The sequence below is a fragment of the Candidatus Competibacter denitrificans Run_A_D11 genome, assembly GCF_001051235.1.
GTDB lineage: Bacteria > Pseudomonadota > Gammaproteobacteria > Competibacterales > Competibacteraceae > Competibacter_A > Competibacter_A denitrificans.
Genome location: NZ_CBTJ020000080.1, coordinates 1 through 20,970, shown reverse-complemented (window position 1 = coordinate 20,970; position 20,970 = coordinate 1). Strand labels below are relative to the sequence as shown.

At 51.6% G+C, this 20,970-nt stretch carries 19 protein-coding genes and 1 tRNA gene; 5 read left to right on the top strand and 15 right to left on the bottom strand.

All coding sequences use genetic code 11. From position 1 onward, the window contains the following. Positions 1–46: 46 nt before the first annotated feature. The 13 genes from BN873_RS14500 to BN873_RS20480 form a co-directional block, all read right to left on the bottom strand. A complete protein-coding gene (locus BN873_RS14500) occupies positions 47–526 on the bottom strand; it encodes a type IV pilin protein (protein ID WP_071244299.1) in 480 nt (159 codons plus the stop codon). An 86-nt stretch (positions 527–612) separates the two neighbouring features. Then, a complete protein-coding gene (locus tag BN873_RS14495) occupies positions 613–4,914 on the bottom strand; it encodes a pilus assembly protein (protein WP_082161312.1) in 4,302 nt (1,433 codons plus the stop codon). A gap of 16 nt (positions 4,915–4,930) precedes the next feature. Further along, entirely contained in the window at positions 4,931–5,719 is a 789-nt protein-coding gene (locus BN873_RS19645) for a pilus assembly PilX family protein (protein WP_171820493.1), read from the bottom strand. A gap of 1 nt (position 5,720) precedes the next feature. Beyond that, positions 5,721–6,812 carry a PilW family protein gene (locus BN873_RS14490; RefSeq protein ID WP_048675160.1) on the bottom strand — a complete coding sequence of 364 codons (1,092 nt, stop codon included), beginning with the start codon at positions 6,810–6,812 and terminating at the stop codon, positions 5,721–5,723. Between the two features lie 82 nt (positions 6,813–6,894). Continuing rightward, entirely contained in the window at positions 6,895–7,386 is a 492-nt protein-coding gene (gene pilV, locus BN873_RS14485) for a type IV pilus modification protein PilV (protein WP_048675155.1), read from the bottom strand. Then, positions 7,377–8,000: a GspH/FimT family pseudopilin gene (locus tag BN873_RS19640; RefSeq protein WP_171820492.1), complete on the bottom strand. Its 624-nt coding sequence runs from the start codon at positions 7,998–8,000 to the stop codon at positions 7,377–7,379. Before BN873_RS19640 ends, pilV (BN873_RS14485) begins: the two co-directional genes overlap by 10 nt. 175 nt (positions 8,001–8,175) lie before the next feature. Continuing rightward, complete coding sequence (locus BN873_RS14480; RefSeq protein ID WP_048675151.1) at positions 8,176–8,874, bottom strand: pilus assembly PilX family protein; 699 nt, start codon at positions 8,872–8,874, stop codon at positions 8,176–8,178. Then, positions 8,871–9,482, bottom strand: a complete 612-nt coding sequence (locus BN873_RS14475) for a PilW family protein (protein ID WP_048675148.1) — start codon at positions 9,480–9,482, stop codon at positions 8,871–8,873. Before BN873_RS14475 ends, BN873_RS14480 begins: the two co-directional genes overlap by 4 nt. A gap of 34 nt (positions 9,483–9,516) precedes the next feature. Next, on the bottom strand, positions 9,517–9,978 hold the full coding sequence (gene pilV / locus BN873_RS18885) for a type IV pilus modification protein PilV (RefSeq protein WP_171820491.1): 462 nt from the start codon (positions 9,976–9,978) through the stop codon (positions 9,517–9,519). Positions 9,979–10,069: 91 nt separating this feature from the next. Next, on the bottom strand, positions 10,070–10,627 hold the full coding sequence (locus BN873_RS14465; RefSeq protein ID WP_048675145.1) for a GspH/FimT family pseudopilin: 558 nt from the start codon (positions 10,625–10,627) through the stop codon (positions 10,070–10,072). 10 nt (positions 10,628–10,637) lie between these two features. After that, positions 10,638–11,942 (bottom strand): lipid IV(A) 3-deoxy-D-manno-octulosonic acid transferase, encoded by a 1,305-nt coding sequence (gene waaA / locus BN873_RS14460; RefSeq protein ID WP_048675142.1) that lies wholly within the window; start codon positions 11,940–11,942, stop codon positions 10,638–10,640. Next, entirely contained in the window at positions 11,939–12,679 is a 741-nt protein-coding gene (gene cysZ, locus BN873_RS14455; protein WP_048675139.1) for a sulfate transporter CysZ, read from the bottom strand. Before cysZ ends, waaA begins: the two co-directional genes overlap by 4 nt. 82 nt (positions 12,680–12,761) lie before the next feature. Further along, positions 12,762–12,899, bottom strand: a complete 138-nt coding sequence (locus BN873_RS20480; protein ID WP_171820490.1) for a hypothetical protein — start codon at positions 12,897–12,899, stop codon at positions 12,762–12,764. 233 nt (positions 12,900–13,132) lie between these two features. On the opposite strand from BN873_RS20480, the gene BN873_RS14450 reads away from it, so the two are divergent. Together BN873_RS14450 and BN873_RS14445 are read left to right on the top strand one after the other, a co-directional pair. Continuing rightward, on the top strand, positions 13,133–14,119 hold the full coding sequence (locus BN873_RS14450) for a malate dehydrogenase (RefSeq protein WP_048675136.1): 987 nt from the start codon (positions 13,133–13,135) through the stop codon (positions 14,117–14,119). 131 nt (positions 14,120–14,250) lie between these two features. Further along, on the top strand, positions 14,251–16,146 hold the full coding sequence (locus tag BN873_RS14445) for a propionate--CoA ligase (RefSeq protein WP_048675133.1): 1,896 nt from the start codon (positions 14,251–14,253) through the stop codon (positions 16,144–16,146). 120 nt (positions 16,147–16,266) lie between these two features. Here the strand turns inward: BN873_RS14445 and BN873_RS14440 are convergent, their stop codons facing one another. Together BN873_RS14440 and BN873_RS14435 are read right to left on the bottom strand one after the other, a co-directional pair. Continuing rightward, entirely contained in the window at positions 16,267–17,910 is a 1,644-nt protein-coding gene (locus BN873_RS14440) for an acyl-CoA synthetase (protein WP_048675130.1), read from the bottom strand. 64 nt (positions 17,911–17,974) lie between these two features. Further along, on the bottom strand, positions 17,975–18,772 hold the full coding sequence (locus BN873_RS14435; protein ID WP_048675127.1) for an enoyl-CoA hydratase: 798 nt from the start codon (positions 18,770–18,772) through the stop codon (positions 17,975–17,977). Between the two features lie 422 nt (positions 18,773–19,194). Between BN873_RS14435 and BN873_RS14430 the strand changes: the two genes are divergently transcribed. The 3 genes from BN873_RS14430 (at position 19,195) to BN873_RS14420 (ending at position 20,911) form a co-directional block, all read left to right on the top strand. Beyond that, a complete protein-coding gene (locus BN873_RS14430; RefSeq protein WP_071244295.1) occupies positions 19,195–19,887 on the top strand; it encodes a response regulator transcription factor in 693 nt (230 codons plus the stop codon). Next, a complete protein-coding gene (locus BN873_RS14425; protein ID WP_048675124.1) occupies positions 19,878–20,663 on the top strand; it encodes an NRDE family protein in 786 nt (261 codons plus the stop codon). Before BN873_RS14430 ends, BN873_RS14425 begins: the two co-directional genes overlap by 10 nt. Before the next feature lie 171 nt (positions 20,664–20,834). After that, positions 20,835–20,911, top strand: a tRNA-Arg gene (locus BN873_RS14420). Positions 20,912–20,970: the final 59 nt, after the last annotated feature.

Below are 20,970 nucleotides of genomic sequence, written 5' to 3'. Positions count from 1 at the left end.
TAACTTTAAACAGCAGCGCAAACCCAAATTACCCACAACCTCGAGATTAACGATTCCAGCAATCGCCAACAAGTGTCGCGTTAGAACTGACTGATCCACTGATAATAAGCTGTTTTTGCCCGGTATTGGATAGCGAAAAAGAACCGCATTTATCACTACTAAGTGAACCTTGCGGATTAAATACCAATGTAAATGTGGTATCCGTCACGGTGGTCTTTCCACTTGCGTCCAGTTGATACCACTTAGTAGCTCCTTCCTTGGGCGACGCTTGTGAGGAGGCCGGCAGCACCTCTCCCATATTGGCCGCGGCGGAGCAATCTGATTTCTTTTTATATCCACCACATTCCGTATACCGCCGCTCTAGTACCTGCCCCGCCTCTAGCATTACCGTTTTCGCATCTGTCCGTTTGCCTCTGGCGACTTGCTCCATATATGACGGATAAGCAATCGCAGCCAATATAGCAATCACTACTACCACAATCATCAGCTCAATGAGAGTAAAACCTTGATCATCGTGGTTATTCATTACGGTCATATTCATCCTCTTTTGGTTATCACAGCCCCAACCATACCAGGGGGTGATAACCTTTACAATTAATTGAACTGCCTCGTCTACTGTAGCTGTCGCCACGAAGCACGGGGGGCAGTAGCTCCTTTTTCCTTAATCACCACCAATTCTCCAGTAGTGGAACCACTGCCTAGCTTGTATTCCAAACCACCCGCTGTGAGTACTGTAGGCGTCTTGATGATACCCATAGTACCGGTTGATACACCGCTTGCTAAAACTGGCACTCCTGCGCTATTGACAACGCAATCACCACAAGCTGTAGCTGTCACAGTAGAATTGATAATATTATCCTTGTTGATATCAAACACGCCATAGCTCAGCGGAGCGCCCGTTTCGGCAGTCATTTCCATCACCCAACTCTTACCACCACCTTCACAAAATGTTTTGGAGGGCTCAAGCGTGGTAAAAATAGCTCGCCCGTGGCGCAGCAGAGTACGTGCCGTCACACGCTCGCCGGTATTGACTGTCGTATTTTTCACCTTCAAATCAATAAACCAACCGCCCTTTTTAGGCGCATCCGGCTTGGTTGCCTTGCAAACATCCGGATTGCCATTGGTGCTGGATGGGGCGTAAAGATCTTTGATTTTCGTACTATTATTGTCAGCGATTACCCGCCAATCAGTACCACTGGTAGTACCCTGATTATCAATTTCATATTGATAAAGATCATCTCTCGACAAAGGCAATACTCGACCTGGCTGATCCCAGATACCATATAGCGTTTGCAAATCAGTATTCGCCTGATCGCCGCTTTCATAGTATTTACCTGTACCAAAATAAATCATCAAGCCGCATTTTGAATTGCTGCCAACGGCCGGCGCGGTCGTAATCGGCTGACTAGCCGGCGCCGCAAATATCTTAGTTCCGGTGCCACAACTCGCACTCGCGCTGCAAGTAATGTTAGTGGCGTTTATCCCGGATAGATCGAACCTCCACATCCGACCCAGCAGATCGCCCGCATAGACGGTCTGAGCCGTTAGGAAAGTATCTCCAGCGACCGATACGCCGCTCAACCCGTTGCCAGTAATGCTCGTATTGCTGGTTGTAGTATCAGTGTCAAAAACCAGATAATCCTTACCAAGCTCCCATTTGCCGGTATCACTCACCTTAGCATCTAAATAAAGAACGAAAAGTTTAGCCTGGCCCGATGATCCGCCAGGACCGTTACCGAAAATAGCGGCCCAACGCTTATTGGGCAAACGCACGATGGCCGGTTGCGAAAGAACATAGCCAATTTCTGAAGATTTTGAAGTGGTCGTACTGGGGTCTGATTTGGGCCCAAACTCCCACAATACTTTATCTTTTGACATAACCACTTTATCAATATTGGTTCCACTGGTCTCTGCCGAAATATCGAGCGCGAAAATAGCGCGCCCACCTGCTCCCTGGCTTGCCACTAAATAAGTTTTCCAGGCGCTACCTGTATTGGTACTCACATAAACATCGCTAAAGTTAGGGCTGCCGTCCACAAAAAACTTGTGGGAGTAGTTCAAGGCAGCGAGTTGTTTCATGCGTGGCGTGTTACTTGAATCTAAAATGACCTCATTGGGTACATAGGTAAACAGCTCAGTACCCGTCGTAGAATCAAAAGCATGTAACATTCCATCGTTAGCACCAACATATAACATCTTCTGGCGCGACTCAGTGGTAAAGCGGTAAGCAGCGTAGATTGACCCGCCACCGTCCGTTTCCGGCAACACATCGTAACCGAGATTTTCATCACCCACGAAAAGAGGGTCGGAATTGACAATATCGCCCAAGGTGACAGGCCGATAGCGGAATGATTTTCTCCCCGAACCATCCGTTTCATTGGTCGGATCGCCGCGCAAATACTTGAGTAGATCATCCCAGTAAATATCACTTGGCAATGGATTTACCAATGATGTTTCACGCAATGCGGTGCGTTGCGCCGACGTCAGCCAGCAATTAACATTATCGGGCACACTGGTTACTGTCGGGTCCATCCAAGAGGTGCTACCCGATGAACTGCCGCTGCATTTAAACAGAGAACCAGTATTGGTGTCCGGGTTCCAGGAAAACATTTGGCGAGTTGCCGCCCCAGATGCAGTGAGCCGACCAAGAGTGGGGCTAGAGGGACTTGAAGGGTTAGCATACGATGAATCCCACACGACTTTATTAATTGTACCGTCTTTGTTTAGTGTTTCCGCAATGACTTCCCCGCTCCAGTCTCCCGGACTGAACTTCATCTGAAAAATGATCGAGCCTAAATCAAGCCGGGTAGAATTTGCAGCCACCGCCGAAGATGAGGCGTCATTCGAAGTGGCGGATAAATCGGTAATATTGCTAAAAGCTGTCTCTAAGCCTGTCTTAAGCTTTTTCGGGTTGCTGGCAAAAACGTAGTTGTCTGGTATACCATCTCTAGCTTTATTCCATTCTTCAGCCAAATCAGGTATGCCATTATTATTCTTATCAACAAAACCTCCATATTTGCCAGTCAGCCACAACATGTTGCGAGGCCCATCAAGAATGTTACTGCCCACTTGAGGTTCCTGCGAGTCGATCATGAAAGTATTGATCGTTTGTTTGCCGGCCAAATCGGGCCGGATATCCTGAGTGTTCGCCCAATAAGCCAAACCAGCAATATAGTAACTGTTTTGCTTGGTGGGATAGGGACATGTACCCATCACTTGACCCAAAGCTGTAACGGTTTTAGCAGAACAACTGTTATCGAACGTACCATTACCACCGACAGCGGCTACCGAGCCACCTACTGCATCTTTTTTCCAAAGGATGCCGCGAATCGGATCGGTTATCGTACTGGTTACCGAAACTCCATTAACAGCAATACCAGAGTAGTAATTCGGTGTTTCCGACGCACTCCAAAGCAAATTATTCAATCCTTCCAAGGCACCAACTCGATTCGTTAGATCAGTCACATTGATGCTATCTGAACGGGATGGTTCACCGTAATCGCCGGCAGTAACTTTACAAGCACCACTACTGATGCAAGCCGCAGTCCCTCGCCAATTATTATCATCGTCAATCTTATCTGCGGTAAAGTAAGTTCCTGGCAGCCGTTTGTCGAGCCAAGGATTAGCATCATTAATACCAATAATAAAATTGCGCTGACAGCTATATACCATAGGGTCCTTCCATTCGCTATTTTGGTTGTAAAACCAGAAACCACCCATTCGACCATCAGTATTGCTACGTGTAATCGCCGTCAAATTACGGTTATTAGCCGTATCGCTCTCAGAATATTCTGGTGTCGGGCCACGGTTACGAAAATAATTAAGGCTCTCGTAGAATAGTTCTCCAGCCGGATCGTAACTCTTGTAGCCCTGATCGCTGAATTGGTTGATATAAGCGATCACTCCACTCTTAAGGTTTTTAGACGCAGGGACATTTAGATTTGAATCTTGATTGCATAACTCCGGGTTGCTGATCAAAACACCGGGAGTTGTTGGGTTGGGAGAATTACAGGCCGCATTGCTAGCTCCTGTTACAGGGCTGGTACCCCACCATTCCTTAGCATCGTTATTTATCCAGGCACGGTCGGTATCGTCCCACTTACGTGGGCCCACATACTTCATATTTGAGCGTAAAACACCACCATCGCGACTTTGAGTACTATCCAGTGTATAGCTGGTCAGTGCAAAGCGCATTTTTTCTGCATTTTTTTGTATAAGACCTTCCGGTTTATAGTAGGTGTTAGGCGTTGTTGCATTATCCGTATAGGCCGTGCAATTGCTTTCAGGCCTAGGGCTGGTAGGGCTGGTAGCCTTCTTACAAACAAGCACCTGAATGTTGTAACTATCACCCGAAGCAAACGTAAACCCATAATCAGTAGTGTAGTTAATAGTTTGAGAACCTGTAACAGGCGCTGCTCCCGCTGGTATCGTAAGAGTGCGCGATGTGAAATAGCCAGTCTTTCTAGCAGCTCGCAGTACTGTCTCGGCTGAAGCGCCGGCGGTATCTCGAACCCGATTTCCACCTGTCAGATTCCAAATCATCATATCGATGGAACGCATCGTTGCCCAATTAAGGAAATTACCACTCCAGCCTGTGCTACACGAGTGGCTGGTAACTCCAGAGGTCACGGGTTCAAAGCGGCCCGTCATATTTGGAGCACCCACACCGCTATTATTATAGGTATAGCATGTATTAGCATCGAAAATACCCAAATACTCTTCGAGATCACTGTAGGTTCCCGAATAAGCCGGCCCACCCATTGGTCCTTCTACTGAGAGATTGAACAAAACCGCAGGCGGTGCAGAAATATTCAGAAATAACGGTGTATCCGAAATAGAAAGGGTGTGGGCAACTGGAGAACCCAGCAGCATCCCCAGCGTTAAAGCGATTAAAAAGCTATCGTATTTTTTCATAGCTAACCACCCAATCTTATTTGGTCGGGAAATAAGTTTCTTGTAAAATAACTACGGCAGCGGTATCAGTACCGCCGCCACCTGCCACACCTGTACCTCGGGTCGTTATGCGGCGTACTGGCAACACACACTCGGCACCCCGACGGGCATCAAGCGAAAGATCATCGCTGCATTTAACCCGTGCTTTTAACTCCTCAATAACGTACCGAGCAGCGTTCGGTAAGGTTGTTGTTCCTACATACTTGAGTGTAGTACCGTAATTGGCAGTACCATGCTTCATAGAATGTGTGCTCCAACTAAAACTGCCACAGATCCAACAAGCGCCGGTATCTGGACACGCATAGCTTTGGCTACCAGCACTGGTAGAATCCATCGAAGTGGTTTTGGTTTTACTGGGCGTGCATTGAAAGCAGTCAGATGCCGTACCCACCTGATCCTGCCATCGGCGCGGATCGCCCGCTTCGCATAAGGGGCCTATCAAACCTGTGCTGCCTGAGGAGGCAGTGGAGGCGAGATCATCCGAGAATGCTAATGACAGAGCGTCGTCGTCAATTTTCCGCTCTGCCTCGCGCATTGCGGATTCAGCGGACTCCAGAGCAAGACTGCGATCACGCATATTGCCGGCCATTCGTTCCTGCTGAGTAGAAACCCGCATTGCGGTTAAACCGAGTGCAGTCAGAATGACCAAAAACACCAAGCCAACGAAAAGAACCGATCCCGTTTGATAGGGCGATATAAAATGGGACCGATAGAGTCGGTTCCCTGAAGACAATAATGAAAATCTATTTAACATGGCATTTTGCATTCTATTGCGCGCGGTTACGGATACTGATGGTGGTGCTGGTAACATAGTAAAGGCGACGGTCCTTCGCAACAGTGTCACTTGATGCGTTGGTTGGAAATCGATAGCTTACATTACCAGAAGTGATATTATCCTCAGTCGAAACGAGCAATAATTCAATATGCACACTCTTGACCTTCCCCCATTGATTTGCAGTATTTACCTGATCCGCAGCCAGGTAAGTATCGACAAAATAATCATCATTAGTATCGACTCCATAGGTAATTTGCATATTTTCAACTTCTGGCACCAGCTCTTGACTAACACTAAAATTAGCGCGAAATAAAGCAGGACGCCCAGCACTGGTAGGTTTATTCGCACTATCTAATTTACCAATATAATAGCCACGACTAAATGCCTTAAACACTTCGCCGCCCTCATAGTTTTTACAGAGATCATTGGTACTATTACCGGGAACAATCTTATCTCCTGAACCACCTACATTGCCTGTATTGTGGACTACGTTACTCTTGTTATTGACATTAGTGGCTTGAAAAACGCCTGCGGTACTACAGTCAGTTACCATAAGAATATCGCCTTCAAAAATCTGGGAGGCATCATTTACCTTAATGTCTGATGATCCTGGTGGAGTTCCTCCCGCATGCTTAGTCACACGCAAACCTAGTGAATCTGCACCACGTAATACGACCACATCTGTTTTTGGCTGAACATTCGGATAGATAGCAAACGTTGTTGTATCGTTGACATTTTCAAAACCTTCGATATAGCGGCCAAAATTATATGGACTAGTGGCCGCATCAGTGAGAGTATTAGTCACCCGGCCTCTAGGTGGCGCATCGCATTTTCCGGGAGGGGTTGGTGGAATGTATTGAATATCCGAATCCATTCCCGATGTTCCACACCCCCAATATCCCGCCATGCGAATATCACGGGTTAAATATTCAAAAGCCAAACGTCCATTTTCTTGTAAACGTGATAACTGATCCTGCACTCGGTAGGTTTGCTTACTGTTTGTGTAGACATAGCCAATTCCGGCAAGAATAAATAAACTGATCCCCAGAGCCACCATAATTTCCACAAGCGAAAAACCTTTCATGGCTGCTCTTGTGGACAACGAATTATAATGACAATTTCTCATAAAATTTCCCATAAAAAATCGACTTAAAAATTAGCAGCTTTTACTGACAAGAGGCTCCACCAACATCACATAATTGGGTTTCCATAAAAAACTGTTGGGTATCTCCGCCTGTCGATCCACGACTATCATCCCACTGAATAGTAATGCGGGCCACCCCAGTGCTCCTCTGATAATCAATTGCACCTTTTCCTGATGGTAGTGAGCGCACAAGTGCGGTACGCCAATTAACAATATCCGTAACATAAATAGCCGAACCTGAAGGATCGCTATCGGTCAATTTAATATTATAGTTACCGCTGTCCACCTCTTTACGGTTAGCTCGCAGACTATCGAGCATTTGATAAGCTAAGATACTTGCCTGGCTACGATAGAAGGCACTGTGATTATTTTTTAAGCCATTCATTTGCAGCATTGCTACACCTAACAGGCCAATGCTAATAATGACTAAGGCGACTAAAACTTCCAACAACGTAAAACCAGTCTGCCGCCTGATAAATAATAAATTTTTATAGATACAATGATTTATGGACATTGAGTAGTGCCCACCGTTGAAATCGGAAATCCCGTTACAGAAATCTTTATAAGATTAGATTTACTGATTATCTTATCGGAACGACACAGCCTGTAATCACCATTTATTCCCGCATTTTTTCTATCTACCACGACTCCCATCGAATTAAATCGCAACCATAATCCATAAGAGCCACTAGAAGTACCAGAACCGGTACGTAAAGTATTGCCACCAGTCAATTCCTGATTTTGCACAAAAATTTCACAAGAGGCATCACCTAAAGCACAGCCTGTAGCACTATCTGTCTTGCAAGCATCAGTATCAGCAGATAAGTTTGTAAGCTTGCTCTTATCGACAAAGATTCGATAGCCCATCTCCCAATTGGTATTGGTACGAACCAAGCAAACTGGTCGGCCACGCTTGATTGCCTCATTACGAGCCAGCGAGATAGCAGTAACAAAATCATTGGTTTGGGCTGTCAGGCGATTTTTTATAAAAAACTCTTTAAAGCCAGGCAGGACCACCACAATTAAGATGGCCACAATAGCCACCACTACCATCAGCTCAAGGAGGGTGAAACCACCGCTCTTTTTCCTAGGCGGCGATGAAGATTTGGCTGTTATTAGAATGAGCACGGCATCCCTCAAAACTGGACGTTAAAAAACCGACTTGGAGAGAGTTAAACACGCTCTGGATTTGCTTGACAAAACCGACAGACGAACGGTCGTTCCGACCCGACAAGCGGTCGAGCAATCGTTGCCGCACATCTCGCGGCAGCTCAGTACAATCAAGAACACAACCGATCTTCACCTACTCCGAGTCATTTTTCGTAGAGCTGATCGCAGTCGACGGCCGCCAGGCAATAATTCTGGTTTTCATCCTTGCTAGAAATGCCGCGCTATCCGAACCTACCTTACGATTTCTATCACGACTATTTTCGGCCACGATTCCAGTTGGTTGCCCAGCCACACTGGTGGTTCCAGTTATGGTACTGGTGTCGGATGACATGCCTTGTTGGCTACTGAAACCTTTATTATCATCATGGGTTATTTTCCCCGCCCCGTCCGCGTTGACAACCAAATCCAACTTGTCATACCCCCTTTGCAAGATCACTATTAATGTACTTTGCGCGAAGATTTTGTCGGCTACTAAGATCCCTCCACGACTGACAATGGTTGCGGTATCCCCAACGAAACGGATACTTTCGATCCAATAGACTGAGTTATCACTAAAATTTGGAACGTGTGGCAGCTCGGCCGGTAGCTGAGCCTCTGACTTCCACGCCTGTAGATCACCCCATTGTTCCGGATGCGCTTGTAACCACTGCATTGCTGTTACCGCACCCGATTCCGCCGCCAAAGCGGCTTCAATGGTACGTTTCTGATTGCCTACCATCCGTTCCTGCAAACCGGAATCCGTCATGGCGCTTACGCCAAGAACAGTCATCACCAATAAAATGATCAGACTGAGGACCAGTACGCTTCCTTGCTGACGGCGATGATTCTTCACGGCGCGTCTGCTTTCAGCCGGGCAAAAATACGGGGACGCATCCCTATGGTTAAAGTCACTTCGGGCTGTCGCTGCACCGCTGAATCCAGCAACTCTAAGGTGACACGGGCGCTGATGACGGTAGTCCAATCCACCGACGAGCTGACATATCGCTCCACCGCACCATCCGCATTCGAGTCTATGCCGTAAAGAATCCGCATGGTTCTGACGCCATCCACCAACGGTTGTCGTGCCCCCGATATTATTGGATAAGCCGAACTACAATAAAGAGAATTATTCTGGACATCAAAATAGCTCACAACCTTACCGGATAAAACCGGCTGTCCCAGGCAATTAAAAACCCCCTTACCACCACTGTAATCAATAATAATCTGATTCTCGTTACTGCCCTGTTGAACTGATTCAGCCATACTCAGCGTTTTTCGCAGCAATTCTGATGCCACTCGCAAATTCTCCTGCATATAGCTAAGACTTTCTTTTCTTAAATAGGACTGTTTGCTACTCAGCAGAACACTGATCATTCCGCTGAGTAAAATCAAGCTTATAGATAAAGCGACTAGTATTTCAACTAGGGAAAATCCGCGCTTTAAATAAATCTTTATCATCATTTTAGTAAAATTAATCCAGATAATATCTCGATAGTTAATTCACTATTGGCAATCGTAGTCGATAAGAGAATGAAAAAGATTGAGGTTCAGAAAAGCGTTGGTCAACCCAGGATATATTAATTACATAATCGCCCGGTTGGCCACCAAGCGCCGTGACCGTACCGTTCCAACCCGGCAGAGATGTTTTATTTAATCTCCGCCAATCTTCCAACTCCACAAGCGGCTCTACCAAATGGGTCCACATTCGCTCTACCATATCCAACGCTTGAATGTTTACTAAAGTACGCTGGTAGCTGGAATGGGTGTACTGCAAAGCATGGAGCTGCAAGCCGGCCAAGCCCAGCAAACCAACCGATAAAATCAGAAGGGCGACTGTGATTTCCACCAAGGTAAAACCTGACACTGCTCTGTTTGCTAACTTTACAATTCTCTTTAGCTTTGCCAAGCTGCTTATTCCAGTTTTTGAAGTGTTCTGCACATCATAACCCTCGCGCACTTTTATCTCTTAATCAATTCGTTGGCAGCCGACCAGCAAAAATCCGTCACCAATACAGGTGACAGTGAATAGTTGAGCAACCAGCTAGCTTCTACAAACACATGGACTCAACTACTTTGATCCTTCCAACACTATTAATTACGATTTGGCGAGCTTTAGGTGCCATACAAGCAGTCAGCGTACCCGCTTGAAATGCCCCACTTATCAATCGGGTAACCCCGTCAGCAGTGTAGGAAATATAGTTGGCGACCGGTGAATTTCCCGTTAAAGTCATGCCAGAATTGCCAGCAATTTCCCTAAAGACGCCAATTATTTCCTCGCCCGCATCCACGGTAGCGTTGTTGTTGGGATCGCTGAATACAATCCAGCCTCGTTCGTATCCACTTTTATGGGTACAATTCGCGCCACCCTCACTTTTACACAGTGTCACCCGCACACCACGTTTGATCGCCTCTGAACGCGCTAGTTGCGCGGCGGCAACCCATTCATTTATCCCAGTAGCTAAGTGCTGATTGCGTACCAAACCTTGAAAAGTTGGAACCCCCAGAGTAAGCGCCGCGACCACCAAGGCCAGTACAACCATCAGCTCGATTAGGGTAAGACCCTTACACCTGAAGATAAATCTCACCTTTGAGCAAGCTGATAGCATTTTCACTCGATCACTCGAACCTTGATCTCAACAAGGGATGGATGGATTCCAAAAAAGCCCGTAACGCCCCGCGATGGTGTTCAACCAGTGTTTTTCCTCGTTCGCCAGCTCCCCGGCGCGATTCAGGGGCAGCCAATAGTCGATCAACCGCCACTGCTAAAGCCTCCGCATTAACCACCTGCCAAGCGGCCTCGGCTGCGAGCAGCCGCTCGCTGGCTTCATTGAAGTTAAACATGTGCGGCCCAAACAGCACCGGCAATCCCAGCAGGGCCGGCTCCAGCACATTATGGCCACCGGTCGGCACCAGGCTACCGCCGACGAACGCCAGATCGGCGGCGGCGTAGAACAGCAACAACTCCCCCATACTGTCGCCGAGGAAAACAGCGGTCTCCGGCGGGCAAGCGCGCCGCTCACTTCGCCGAACTAAGCTTAGACCTTGCTGCTCGCATAAACCGGCGACCGCTGCAAAGCGCTCAGGGTGGCGCGGCACCAATAGCAACAGCAAATCCGGCCAGCGAGCAGTGACCGCCATAAACGCTTGCAAGATTTGCTCTTCTTCACCGGCATGGGTGCTGGCTGCGATCCAAACCGGTCGCCGATCTCCGAACAGCTCTCGCCGCAGCGCCCGACCTTGCTCAAGAAGGCTATCCGGCACCTCCAGGTCGTATTTGAGGTTACCGACTGTGCGCACACGCGGTGCGCCCAGGGCGCGAAAGCGCCCGGTATCAGCCTCGGACTGTGCAGCAATCAACGTCACATCCCGTAACATCGCCGCAGTCAGTGGTTGTACTCGACGATATCCGCGTGCCGAGCGCTCCGAGAGTCGAGCATTGGCCAGCAAAACCGGCACCCCGCTCAGGGCACAGCCTCGCAGTAAGTTAGGCCATAATTCCGTTTCCATCAGGATCGTCAGGCGTGGCTGAACGTGCTGCAAAAAGCGCCGCACCGCGCCAGGCAGATCATAAGGGGCGTAGACATGATGAACTTGGCCATTCAGCGCATCCAAAACCTGCCGGGAGCCAGTCAGTGTCGTGGTGGTGACCAGCAGAGATGCTTCGGGATAACGTACCCGTAATGCCCGAATCAATGGCAACGCCGCCCTCACCTCACCGACCGACACAGCGTGTATCCAGAGGCAACCTGCTTGCGGTAGCGCTGGGATATACCCCAGCCGCTCCCCCCAGCGTTGCCGATGCCCGGCTTCGTTACGGCCGCGCCAGTACAACCGCAGTAGCACCAGCGGCAGCAGCAGATACAGCAGAACGTTGTACAGACCCCGCAGCAGCCCTTCACGCCAATCGCTGTAACGGCTCATGATCCATCTGCCAATTCTCGATTCCACATCAATGTCGCGCCGATAACCGCCGCCGGCATCGCCAGGAAATTCAAGATCGGGGTCAACGTCAGCAACAGGGTCATGCCACCAAAGCCGAGTGTCAACGGCCAATGGCGACGCAGCAACTGACGCTGGTTTTCAAAGCTCATCCCACGCTTGCCGAGCGGATAATCGGCGTATTCGAGCGCCAGTGTCCATGCCGTGGAAAGCAGCCAGACAAAGGGCGCTACCACATTAACCACTGGAACGAATAACAAGATGATCAATGGGATTAGCCAGAGCAGGAAATATACGAGCCTGCCTAAGCCAGCCACTGGAGATAACACCAGATCGCGCCAGCCGCCACTACCGCTGGGCGGTGGTACGGGGGCGGCTGGTGAATCGAGCATTTTTTCTACCTGCTCAGCCAGCAAACCGTTAAATGGAGCGGCAATCAGGTTGGCGACGAGGGCAAAAGCGTAAAAAACCCCGATCACGACCACCACGATGAACAAGGGCCATAGCAGCCAGTGCAACCAGGTCAACCAGCTTGGCAGCCAATGTTGTAACATCTGACTCAGGCGCTCTATTTGATGAATACCCCACCAGATCGCCCCGCCAAACAATAGGCTATTGATCGTCAGCGGTAACACGATAAAACCGCGTACCCCTGATTTGGGCAACCAACGTAAGCCAGTCAGTACATAGCCTGCACCGGTAGCGAGAGAACCACTCATAGGACACCCCTGCGGCGTAATGGCATTCGTTTCAAATCGCAGCGATCTACGATACTATTTACAAGGTAACTCAAGCCGCTGTTCACTCATCCATGCAGTGGCGCATGACATAATCATCATAATCATAACGAATATCGCTGCGGTTCCGATTGTCGATCCAAGGCTTGAGCCAAGCGTTTGGCCGCCCTGCATCTCCGGTGACCGCGCCAGCGCGGAACATGGCGATCCACCTGATTCATAACGCTGATAACACTTGCCCGACCGCCGACGCCCGTTTGCCGTCCCCTGGCCCAGCCATGTGTCCACACCTTCTGCCCCCCGTCGGGCAGGTCGAATTTGCGGCTTTAGCCAGCCATTGCCGCTACTCCACACTTCGGGCACGCGCCACCAACGCACGACCGAAGTTTTATCAACCTCACTCACCTCAGCGCTAACGTCAAAAGGAGCATACGCATGAAACAACCTGTCCGCGTCGTCATTACCGGTGCCGCCGGCAACATCGGCTACGCCATGGCGTTTCGGATTGCCTCCGGCAGCATGTTGGGTCCCGATCAACCGGTGATCCTGCAACTGTTGGAAATCACGCCAGCCTTGCAAGCCCTGCAAGGCGTGGTGATGGAATTGAACGACTGCGCATTCCCGCTCGTGGCCGGTGTGGTCGCTACCGACGACCTCAAGACCGCCTTTACCGACGCCAACTATGCGATGCTGGTCGGCGCTCGTCCGCGTGGTCCTGGCATGGAGCGTAAGGATCTGCTGACGGCCAATGGCGCTATCTTTGGACCGCAAGGCAAGGCATTGAACGATTACGCCGCCCGTAATGTGCGGGTGCTGGTGGTTGGCAATCCAGCCAACACCAACTCCCTGATCGCCGCCAGCAATGCCCCGGATCTGGATCGCCGCCAATTCCACGCCATGACCCGCTTGGACCACAATCGGGCACTCAGTCAGTTGGCGGAAAAGACCGGCTCGCACGTCAACGACATCAAGAAGATGACCATTTGGGGCAATCACTCCTCGACCCAGTATCCTGATATCAGTCAGTGTACGGTCAAGGGCAAGGCGGCTACCGGGCTGGTCGATCAAAGCTGGTATCGCAACACTTTTATCCCCGATGTGCAGCAGCGCGGCGCAGCAATCATCAAGGCGCGCGGTGCCTCCTCGGCGGCTTCCGCCGCTTCCGCCGCTATCGATCACATGCGCGACTGGAGCTTGGGCACGGCTGAGGGCGATTGGGTCAGCATGTCGGTACCTTCGGATGGCTCCTATGGCATCGGCGAAGGGGTGATCTATTCCTATCCCTGTATCTGCAAGAACGGTGACTACCAAATCGTGCAGGGCCTGGCGATTGACGAGTTCAGCCGCGAGAAGATGAAGGCGACCGAGCAGGAACTGCGCGAGGAACGCGCCAGCGTCGAAGATCTGCTGAAAGCCAAGTAAGGCGCTCTACACCGCCCCCATCAACGCAATGGGGGCGGTATACAGAAAAATCCCGATGGGACGACTACACTTTTGCAGCGACATCTTTAACGTCGTTACATAACCCGCAACTACCAAACTGGAGGCTATGCATGACCAGCCACGAAGAATTTCATCGCCGTTCCATTGACAACCCCGAAGGTTTTTGGGGCGAGGAAGCTAAGAGAATCTATTGGCACAAACCGCCCCAGAAAATTCTGGATTACTCCAAGCCACCCTTCGTCAAATGGTTTGTCGGCGGTGAAACCAATCTTTGTTACAACGCCGTTGACCGGCATTTGCAAGACCGTCCCGATCAACCGGCGCTGGTTTACATCTCCACCGAAGTCAACGAAACCAAGGTCTACACCTACCGGGAACTCTACCGCGAAGTAAACCGCTGCGCGGCGGTGCTGCAAGAGTTGGGCGTCAAGAAGGGCGACCGGGTTATCGTTTATATGCCGATGATCGCCGAAGCCACCATCGCCATGCTGGCGTGTGTTCGGCTCGGTGCGATTCACTCGGTCGTATTCGGCGGTTTTGCCTCGGCTAATTTGGCAGTTCGTATCGACGATGCCAAACCCAAGCTAATGATCACCTCCGATGCCGGTATGCGCGGCGGCAAGCCTGTTCCCTACAAGCATCTGGTGGATGAATCCATCCGCCTGTCCAAATTCCCCCCGGAAAAAGTGCTGATCTGCAACCGGGGTCTGGACAAGGGGATGAAACTGGTCGAAGGCCGCGACGTGGATTACGCCACCCTGCGCGCCAAGCATATGGACGCCGAAGTGCCGGTGGCGTGGCTGGAATCCAACGAACCCAGCTACATCCTCTACACTTCCGGCACCACGGGTATCCCCAAGGGCGTTCAGCGCGATACCGGCGGTTACACGGTGGCGCTGGCCGCCACCATGCAGCACCTGTATTGTTGCTATCCGGGCGAGGCGATGTTCGCCACCTCCGACATCGGCTGGGTGGTCGGACACTCCTATATCGTCTACGCGCCGCTGATCAACGGGGTCACGACGATCATGTACGAAGGGCTGCCCACCAATCCCGATCCGGGCATCTGGTGGAAGATCGTGCAGGATTACAAGGTCACCTCCATGTTCTCCTCGCCGACTGCGGTGCGTGTACTGAAGTCGCAAGATCCCAAGTACATGAAGATGTACGATCTATCGACGCTGCGCTATCTGTTCTTGGCGGGCGAACCGCTAGACGAACCGACCTCGCGCTGGATCAATGATGGTCTGGCCCGGCCGGTGCTGGATCACTACTGGCAGACCGAAACTGGTTGGCCGATGCTAACCTATCTGCCCGGTGTGGAACTGAAACCCAACCGCTTCGGTTCACCGGGTCTGCCGAATTTTGGTTACAACATCAAAGTCATCAGCGAAGGTACTGGCGAGGAAGTGGGTCCAGGCGAGAAGGGCGTTTTGGTGGTGGTGCCGCCGCTGCCGCCGGGCAACTTGTCCACGGTCTGGGGCGACGACGAACGCTTCGTCAAGAGCTACTTCACCGCCTTCAAGGAGATGGTGTACAGCTCCTTCGACTGGGCGGTGCGCGACGAGGACGGCTATTACTTCATCATGGGCCGCACCGACGACGTGATCAACGTCGCCGGCCACCGCTTGGGTACCCGCGAAATCGAGGAGGCCATCCAAAACCACCCGGCCATCGCCGAGGTGGCGGTCATCGGCGTGGCCGACAAACTCAAGGGCCAAGTGCCGGTCGGCTTCGCCCGCTTGAAAGACCCGAGCCAATTGAGCACCGACGGCGTAACCGAGAAACTGGAGAAGGAAGTTATCGCCAAGGTGCAGGAGTTGTTGGGCGCGGTGGCCAAACCCCATCGAGTCCATTTCGTCACCGCGCTGCCGAAAACCCGCTCCGGCAAGTTGTTGCGCCGCTCGATTCAGGCACTGGCCGAAGGCCGTGATCCGGGCGATCTGTCCACTCTGGACGATCCGAACTCGCTGGAAGAAGTGCGGCGGGCGGTCGGTCAATCCTGAGGGTCTGATGCTATCCGGTCGTGGTTTCACACCTCGGCTGGCCCGAACTCAGTCGGATTAGCGATCTGATCGTAACCCTTCCCTGCCTGGGGAAGGGTTTTTTTGTGCATGGAAATCCGCTTAAAGCACCTTGGCCCGCTCGCGCAGGACGAATTTCTGCATCTTGCCGGTCGAGGTCTTCGGCAACGGCCCAAACACCACCGTCTTCGGAACCTTAAAGCGGGCGAGTTGCGACCGACAGAACTCGATAATTTCCTCCTCAGTGGTATTTTCCTTGCCGGGCTGAAGCGTCACGAAGGCACACGGTGTTTCGCCCCATTTCTCGTCGGGCCGGGCCACCACCGCCACTTCCAGCACCGCCGGATGCCGGTACAGCACATCCTCGACCTCGATGGTGGAGATGTTCTCACCACCGGAAATGATGATGTCCTTGGAACGGTCCTTGATATCGATGTAACCGTTCTCGTGCCAGACCGCCAAGTCGCCGCTGTGGAACCAACCACCTTCAAAGGCTTCCTCGCTGGCGCTGGGATTCTTCAGATAGCCCTTCATCACGTTGTTGCCACGCATGAAGATTTCACCGATGCTCTTGCCATCTTTCGGCATCGGCTCCAGGGTCTGCGGGTGCGCTACCATCAGCCCTTCCAGCATCGGATAACGCACGCCTTGCCGCGATTTCAAAACAGCTCGCTCTTCCAAAGGCTTCTCATTCCACTCATCGTGCCAGGCGCACACCACTGCCGGGCCGTAGGTTTCGGTCAGGCCGTAAACGTGGGTGACCTCGAAGTTCATCCGCTCCATGCCCTCGATGACGGCGGCGGGTGGCGCCGCGCCGGCGGTCATCACCTTGACCCGATGATTGATACCGGCCTTCATCTCATCCGGGGCGTTCTTGAGCGTGTTCAGCACAATCGGCGCGCCACAGAAGTGATTAACCTTTTCCTTCTTGATTAGATCGAACACCAGATCGGCGCGGACCTGGCGCAGACAGACGTTGGTGCCGACGGTCGCAGCGATAGTCCACGGAAAACACCAGCCGTTGCAGTGAAACATCGGCAAGGTCCATAGATAGGCTGGATGCAGGCCCATGTCCCAAACCATGGCATTACAAATCGCATTCAGATAAGCGCCGCGATGATGGTAAACGACACCTTTGGGATTGCCGGTCGTGCCAGAAGTGTAGTTGAGCGAAATCGCCTGCCACTCACTGGCCGGATTTTGCCAGGCAAATTCGGGATCACCTTCAGCGATAAACGCTTCATAATCCAATTGCCCCAGCTTTTGGCCGCCGATGTACTCTGGATCATCGACATCAATCACCAGCGGACGCTTCGCGGGTTCCATCATATTCAGCGCTTTGCCGATGGTGTCGGAGAACTCACGGTCGGTAAACAACAGCTTGGCTTCACCGTGGCCCAACATAAAGGCGATGGCCTCGGCATCTAGCCGAATATTCAGCGTGTTGAGCACCGCCCCATTCATCGGTACGCCGAAATGCAGTTCGAACATTTCCGGAATGTTCGGCAGCATCGCCGCAACGGTATCCCCCACACCGAGGCCGCGCCGTTGCAGCGCCGAGGCCAGCCGTCGGCAGCGTGCGTAAGTGTCTGCCCAGTTGCGACGCACACCACCATGCACTACGGCGATTTTATAGGGATAAACCGCAGCAGCGCGTTCAATGAAGGTCAGCGGGGTTAGCGGTACGAAATTGGCGGCATTTTGATCAAGATGTAAAGCATAGGGGTTATGGCCGGTAGCGCTCATAGCGCAATGTCCTCCGATGGTGGTCTTAATCTGATAATCAACGAGCTATGGAATTGCCGGATGATCAGCAACCTCTCCATTCAGGCTTACGCTTGGCGATAAACGCATCAATGCCTTCGCGGGCGTCCTCACTGTTCATGTTGCAAGCCATGGTCTCGCTCGCACAAGCATAGGCGGCTTCCAGACCCATCTCCAACTGACGATAAAACAATTCTTTGCCCATCGCGATGGCCAACGGGGATTTGGCGCAAATAGAATCAGCTAATTTCCTAACAGCGGCGTCCAATTGATCCAACGGTGCAACGCAATTGATCAAGCCCTGCTGTAAGGCGGTGGGTGCGTCGATGAAATCACCGGTCAACAATAAATCTAACGCTTGTTTGCGGCCAAGATTGCGACTCAGGGCAACGCCTGGCGTGGCGCAAAACAGGCCGACATTGATGCCAGAGGTTGCGAATCGCGCGTTATCTGAGGCAACCGCCAGATCACACGCCGCGACCAGTTGGCAACCAGCGGCGGTAGCAATGCCGTGTACCCGAGCAACAACCGGCTGCGGCATTCGGTTGATGGTGAGCATCACCCGTCCGCACTGAGCGAACAAGGCGTGATGGAACGCTTGGTCGGTATGTGCTCGCATTTCTTTGAGATCATGGCCGGCGCAGAAAGCTGGGCCGCTCCCAGCAATCACCACCACACGAACGGTTTTATCGGCCGCGACTCGATCCAGTTCGGCTTGCAACGCGGCCAGCATCGCTTGCGAGAGCGCGTTGTATTGCTTGGGGCGATTGAGAGTTAACGTGACGATTCCACCGTCGGTTTGACACAATACAAAGGCTTCTTCAGATGCAGCAATCGCGGTCATGCGGGATTCTCCTCTGGCGTTGAGGGTTGCTCGAAATTTCCAGGCACACGATATATTCTATGCAATAGCTTCAAAGGGCTTAGCCACCTTGAACTATAGACATCGTAAGAGATTCTTTTCGATTGAATCATTAGCCTAACAATGACTCTTTCACGGGAACTCTGTAAAAAATGCCGCAATTCTTCGGCGAGCAGCAGCATAACCGGGGAATTCATATCACACTACGGCCAGCGGAAACCAGCGACACCGGATCGCCGTTATCGAGTTTTCACCTCACGCAAGCGAACCGTGCAAGCAGGATTCGCTGGTTTTCTCCTGGCAGCCCAGGATCACAATAACCGCTAGTGGACCGAAAATAATGCCAGGCGCGCTGCAACGATCTGTTCCGCTTTAGGTCTCGACAAGAGCAAGGCCGGCATATCATGAGCACACAAGACCCACCGCTGGTTTATATCGTTGGCGATGACTCAACCCTCCGCGATACCCTGCGCCGTCTTTTGGAATCCGTGGGATTACGGGCGCTCGGTTTTGCCGATGCGGCAGCATTTCTGGTTGCGTATCAAGCCGATACTCCGGGTTGCCTACTGCTGGATATTCGAGTATCTGGACGCAACAGCCTAACCTCTCAAAAATATTTGCACGATCAAGGAATTAATGCGCCCGTTGTCATCATAACCGCACATGGTAACGTGGCGATGGCGGTGGCTGCCATGAAGCAAGGCGCAATGGACTTCATAGAAAAGCCTTTTAATGATCAATTACTGCTGGATTGCGTTCACAGCGCGCTGGCTGAGGACAAGGCACGGCGCCAAACCTACGCACGCCGCAAGGACTTGCAGAGACGATTCGACACCTTGACACCGCGCGAACAGGATGTGTTGCGCCAAGTCGTCGATGGTTTGTCCAATCGAAAAATCGCCGAAACCTTGAGTCTGAGCCGTAAAACCGTGGAAGTACATCGCGCCAAAGTGATGCAGAAGATGCGCGCGGACACATTATCCCAACTCATCAAAATGGCTATTATCATCGATATCATCAAAGTCTTTTGTGATCCCGCCGCAATTGACGCACCCGGTGAGACCATAGCCGACTACAGCGAAAGATCGTGTGCCTAATCCTGATTGCCTATCGCTACCAGCCAGGCTATCCCCTGCTGATAGCAGCTAATCGAGATGAATTTTACAACCGCCCCACCGAACCGCTCGCTCAATGGCAAGATACGCCACACATTATTGCCGGCCGTGATATCCAAGGTGGTGGTACATGGTTGGGCATCACCACGACAGGCCGTTTCGCAGCCCTGACCAATTACCGCGACCCCTCCCGGCTGACGCCGAACGCCCCTTCGCGGGGGCAACTCGTGAGCGATTATCTGCGCTGCACAGAACCGGCCCGCCAGTATCTCGACCGAGTAGTCGAGCGAGCCAATCTTTACAACGGCTTTAACCTGCTGTTAGGTGATAGCGAAGGGTTGTTTTATTACGCCAATTATGAAGGTCGGCCGCGCGAGCTAAAGCCTGGGCTATACGGCCTTAGTAATCATTTTCTAGATACCCCCTGGCCAAAGGTGGAGCGGGCGCGCACCGCTTTACGTCAGATACTTGATCAGCACGCTGAGCCAATCCCGGAAGATCTATTGGGGCTGTTACGCGATCAGGAACCCGCGCCCGATCACCAATTGCCCGATACCGGTATCCCTTTAGAATGGGAACGCTGGCTGTCGCCGATCTTCATTACCGCCCCAGGTTATGGGACTCGCGCTTCGACAGCTCTCTGTGTGCAGGATTCGGGTCGCGTTCGCCTGGTCGAAATAACCTGGCCGGAGCATAGTCAACGGCAATTTCAAATAGAGTGGCCGCCACTTAAGCTGGGTATCGGCCATTCGCCGTGACTGCATCAGCCTGCCTCTGATGTTTATCTTGCCTCGGAGGCAGCGCTGAGCGGCCAGTGATGGCCAAGGGTAGCCTCTTTTCGCGCAAAGCCCTATCAGCTATGCTAGACAGACTACATACCAATAAACCCGATCACGGGTAGCCGTTTCCCTGGATACTCTCCTCGCTTGGCCCCGGTAGCTCAGTTGGATAGAGCGCACCCCTCCTAAGGGTGAGGTCACAGGTTCAATTCCTGTTCGGGGCACCATGTTTTCAATGAGTTAACTGATACCCTCATTGAGCACCAACCAGCCATAAGTGAAAGGT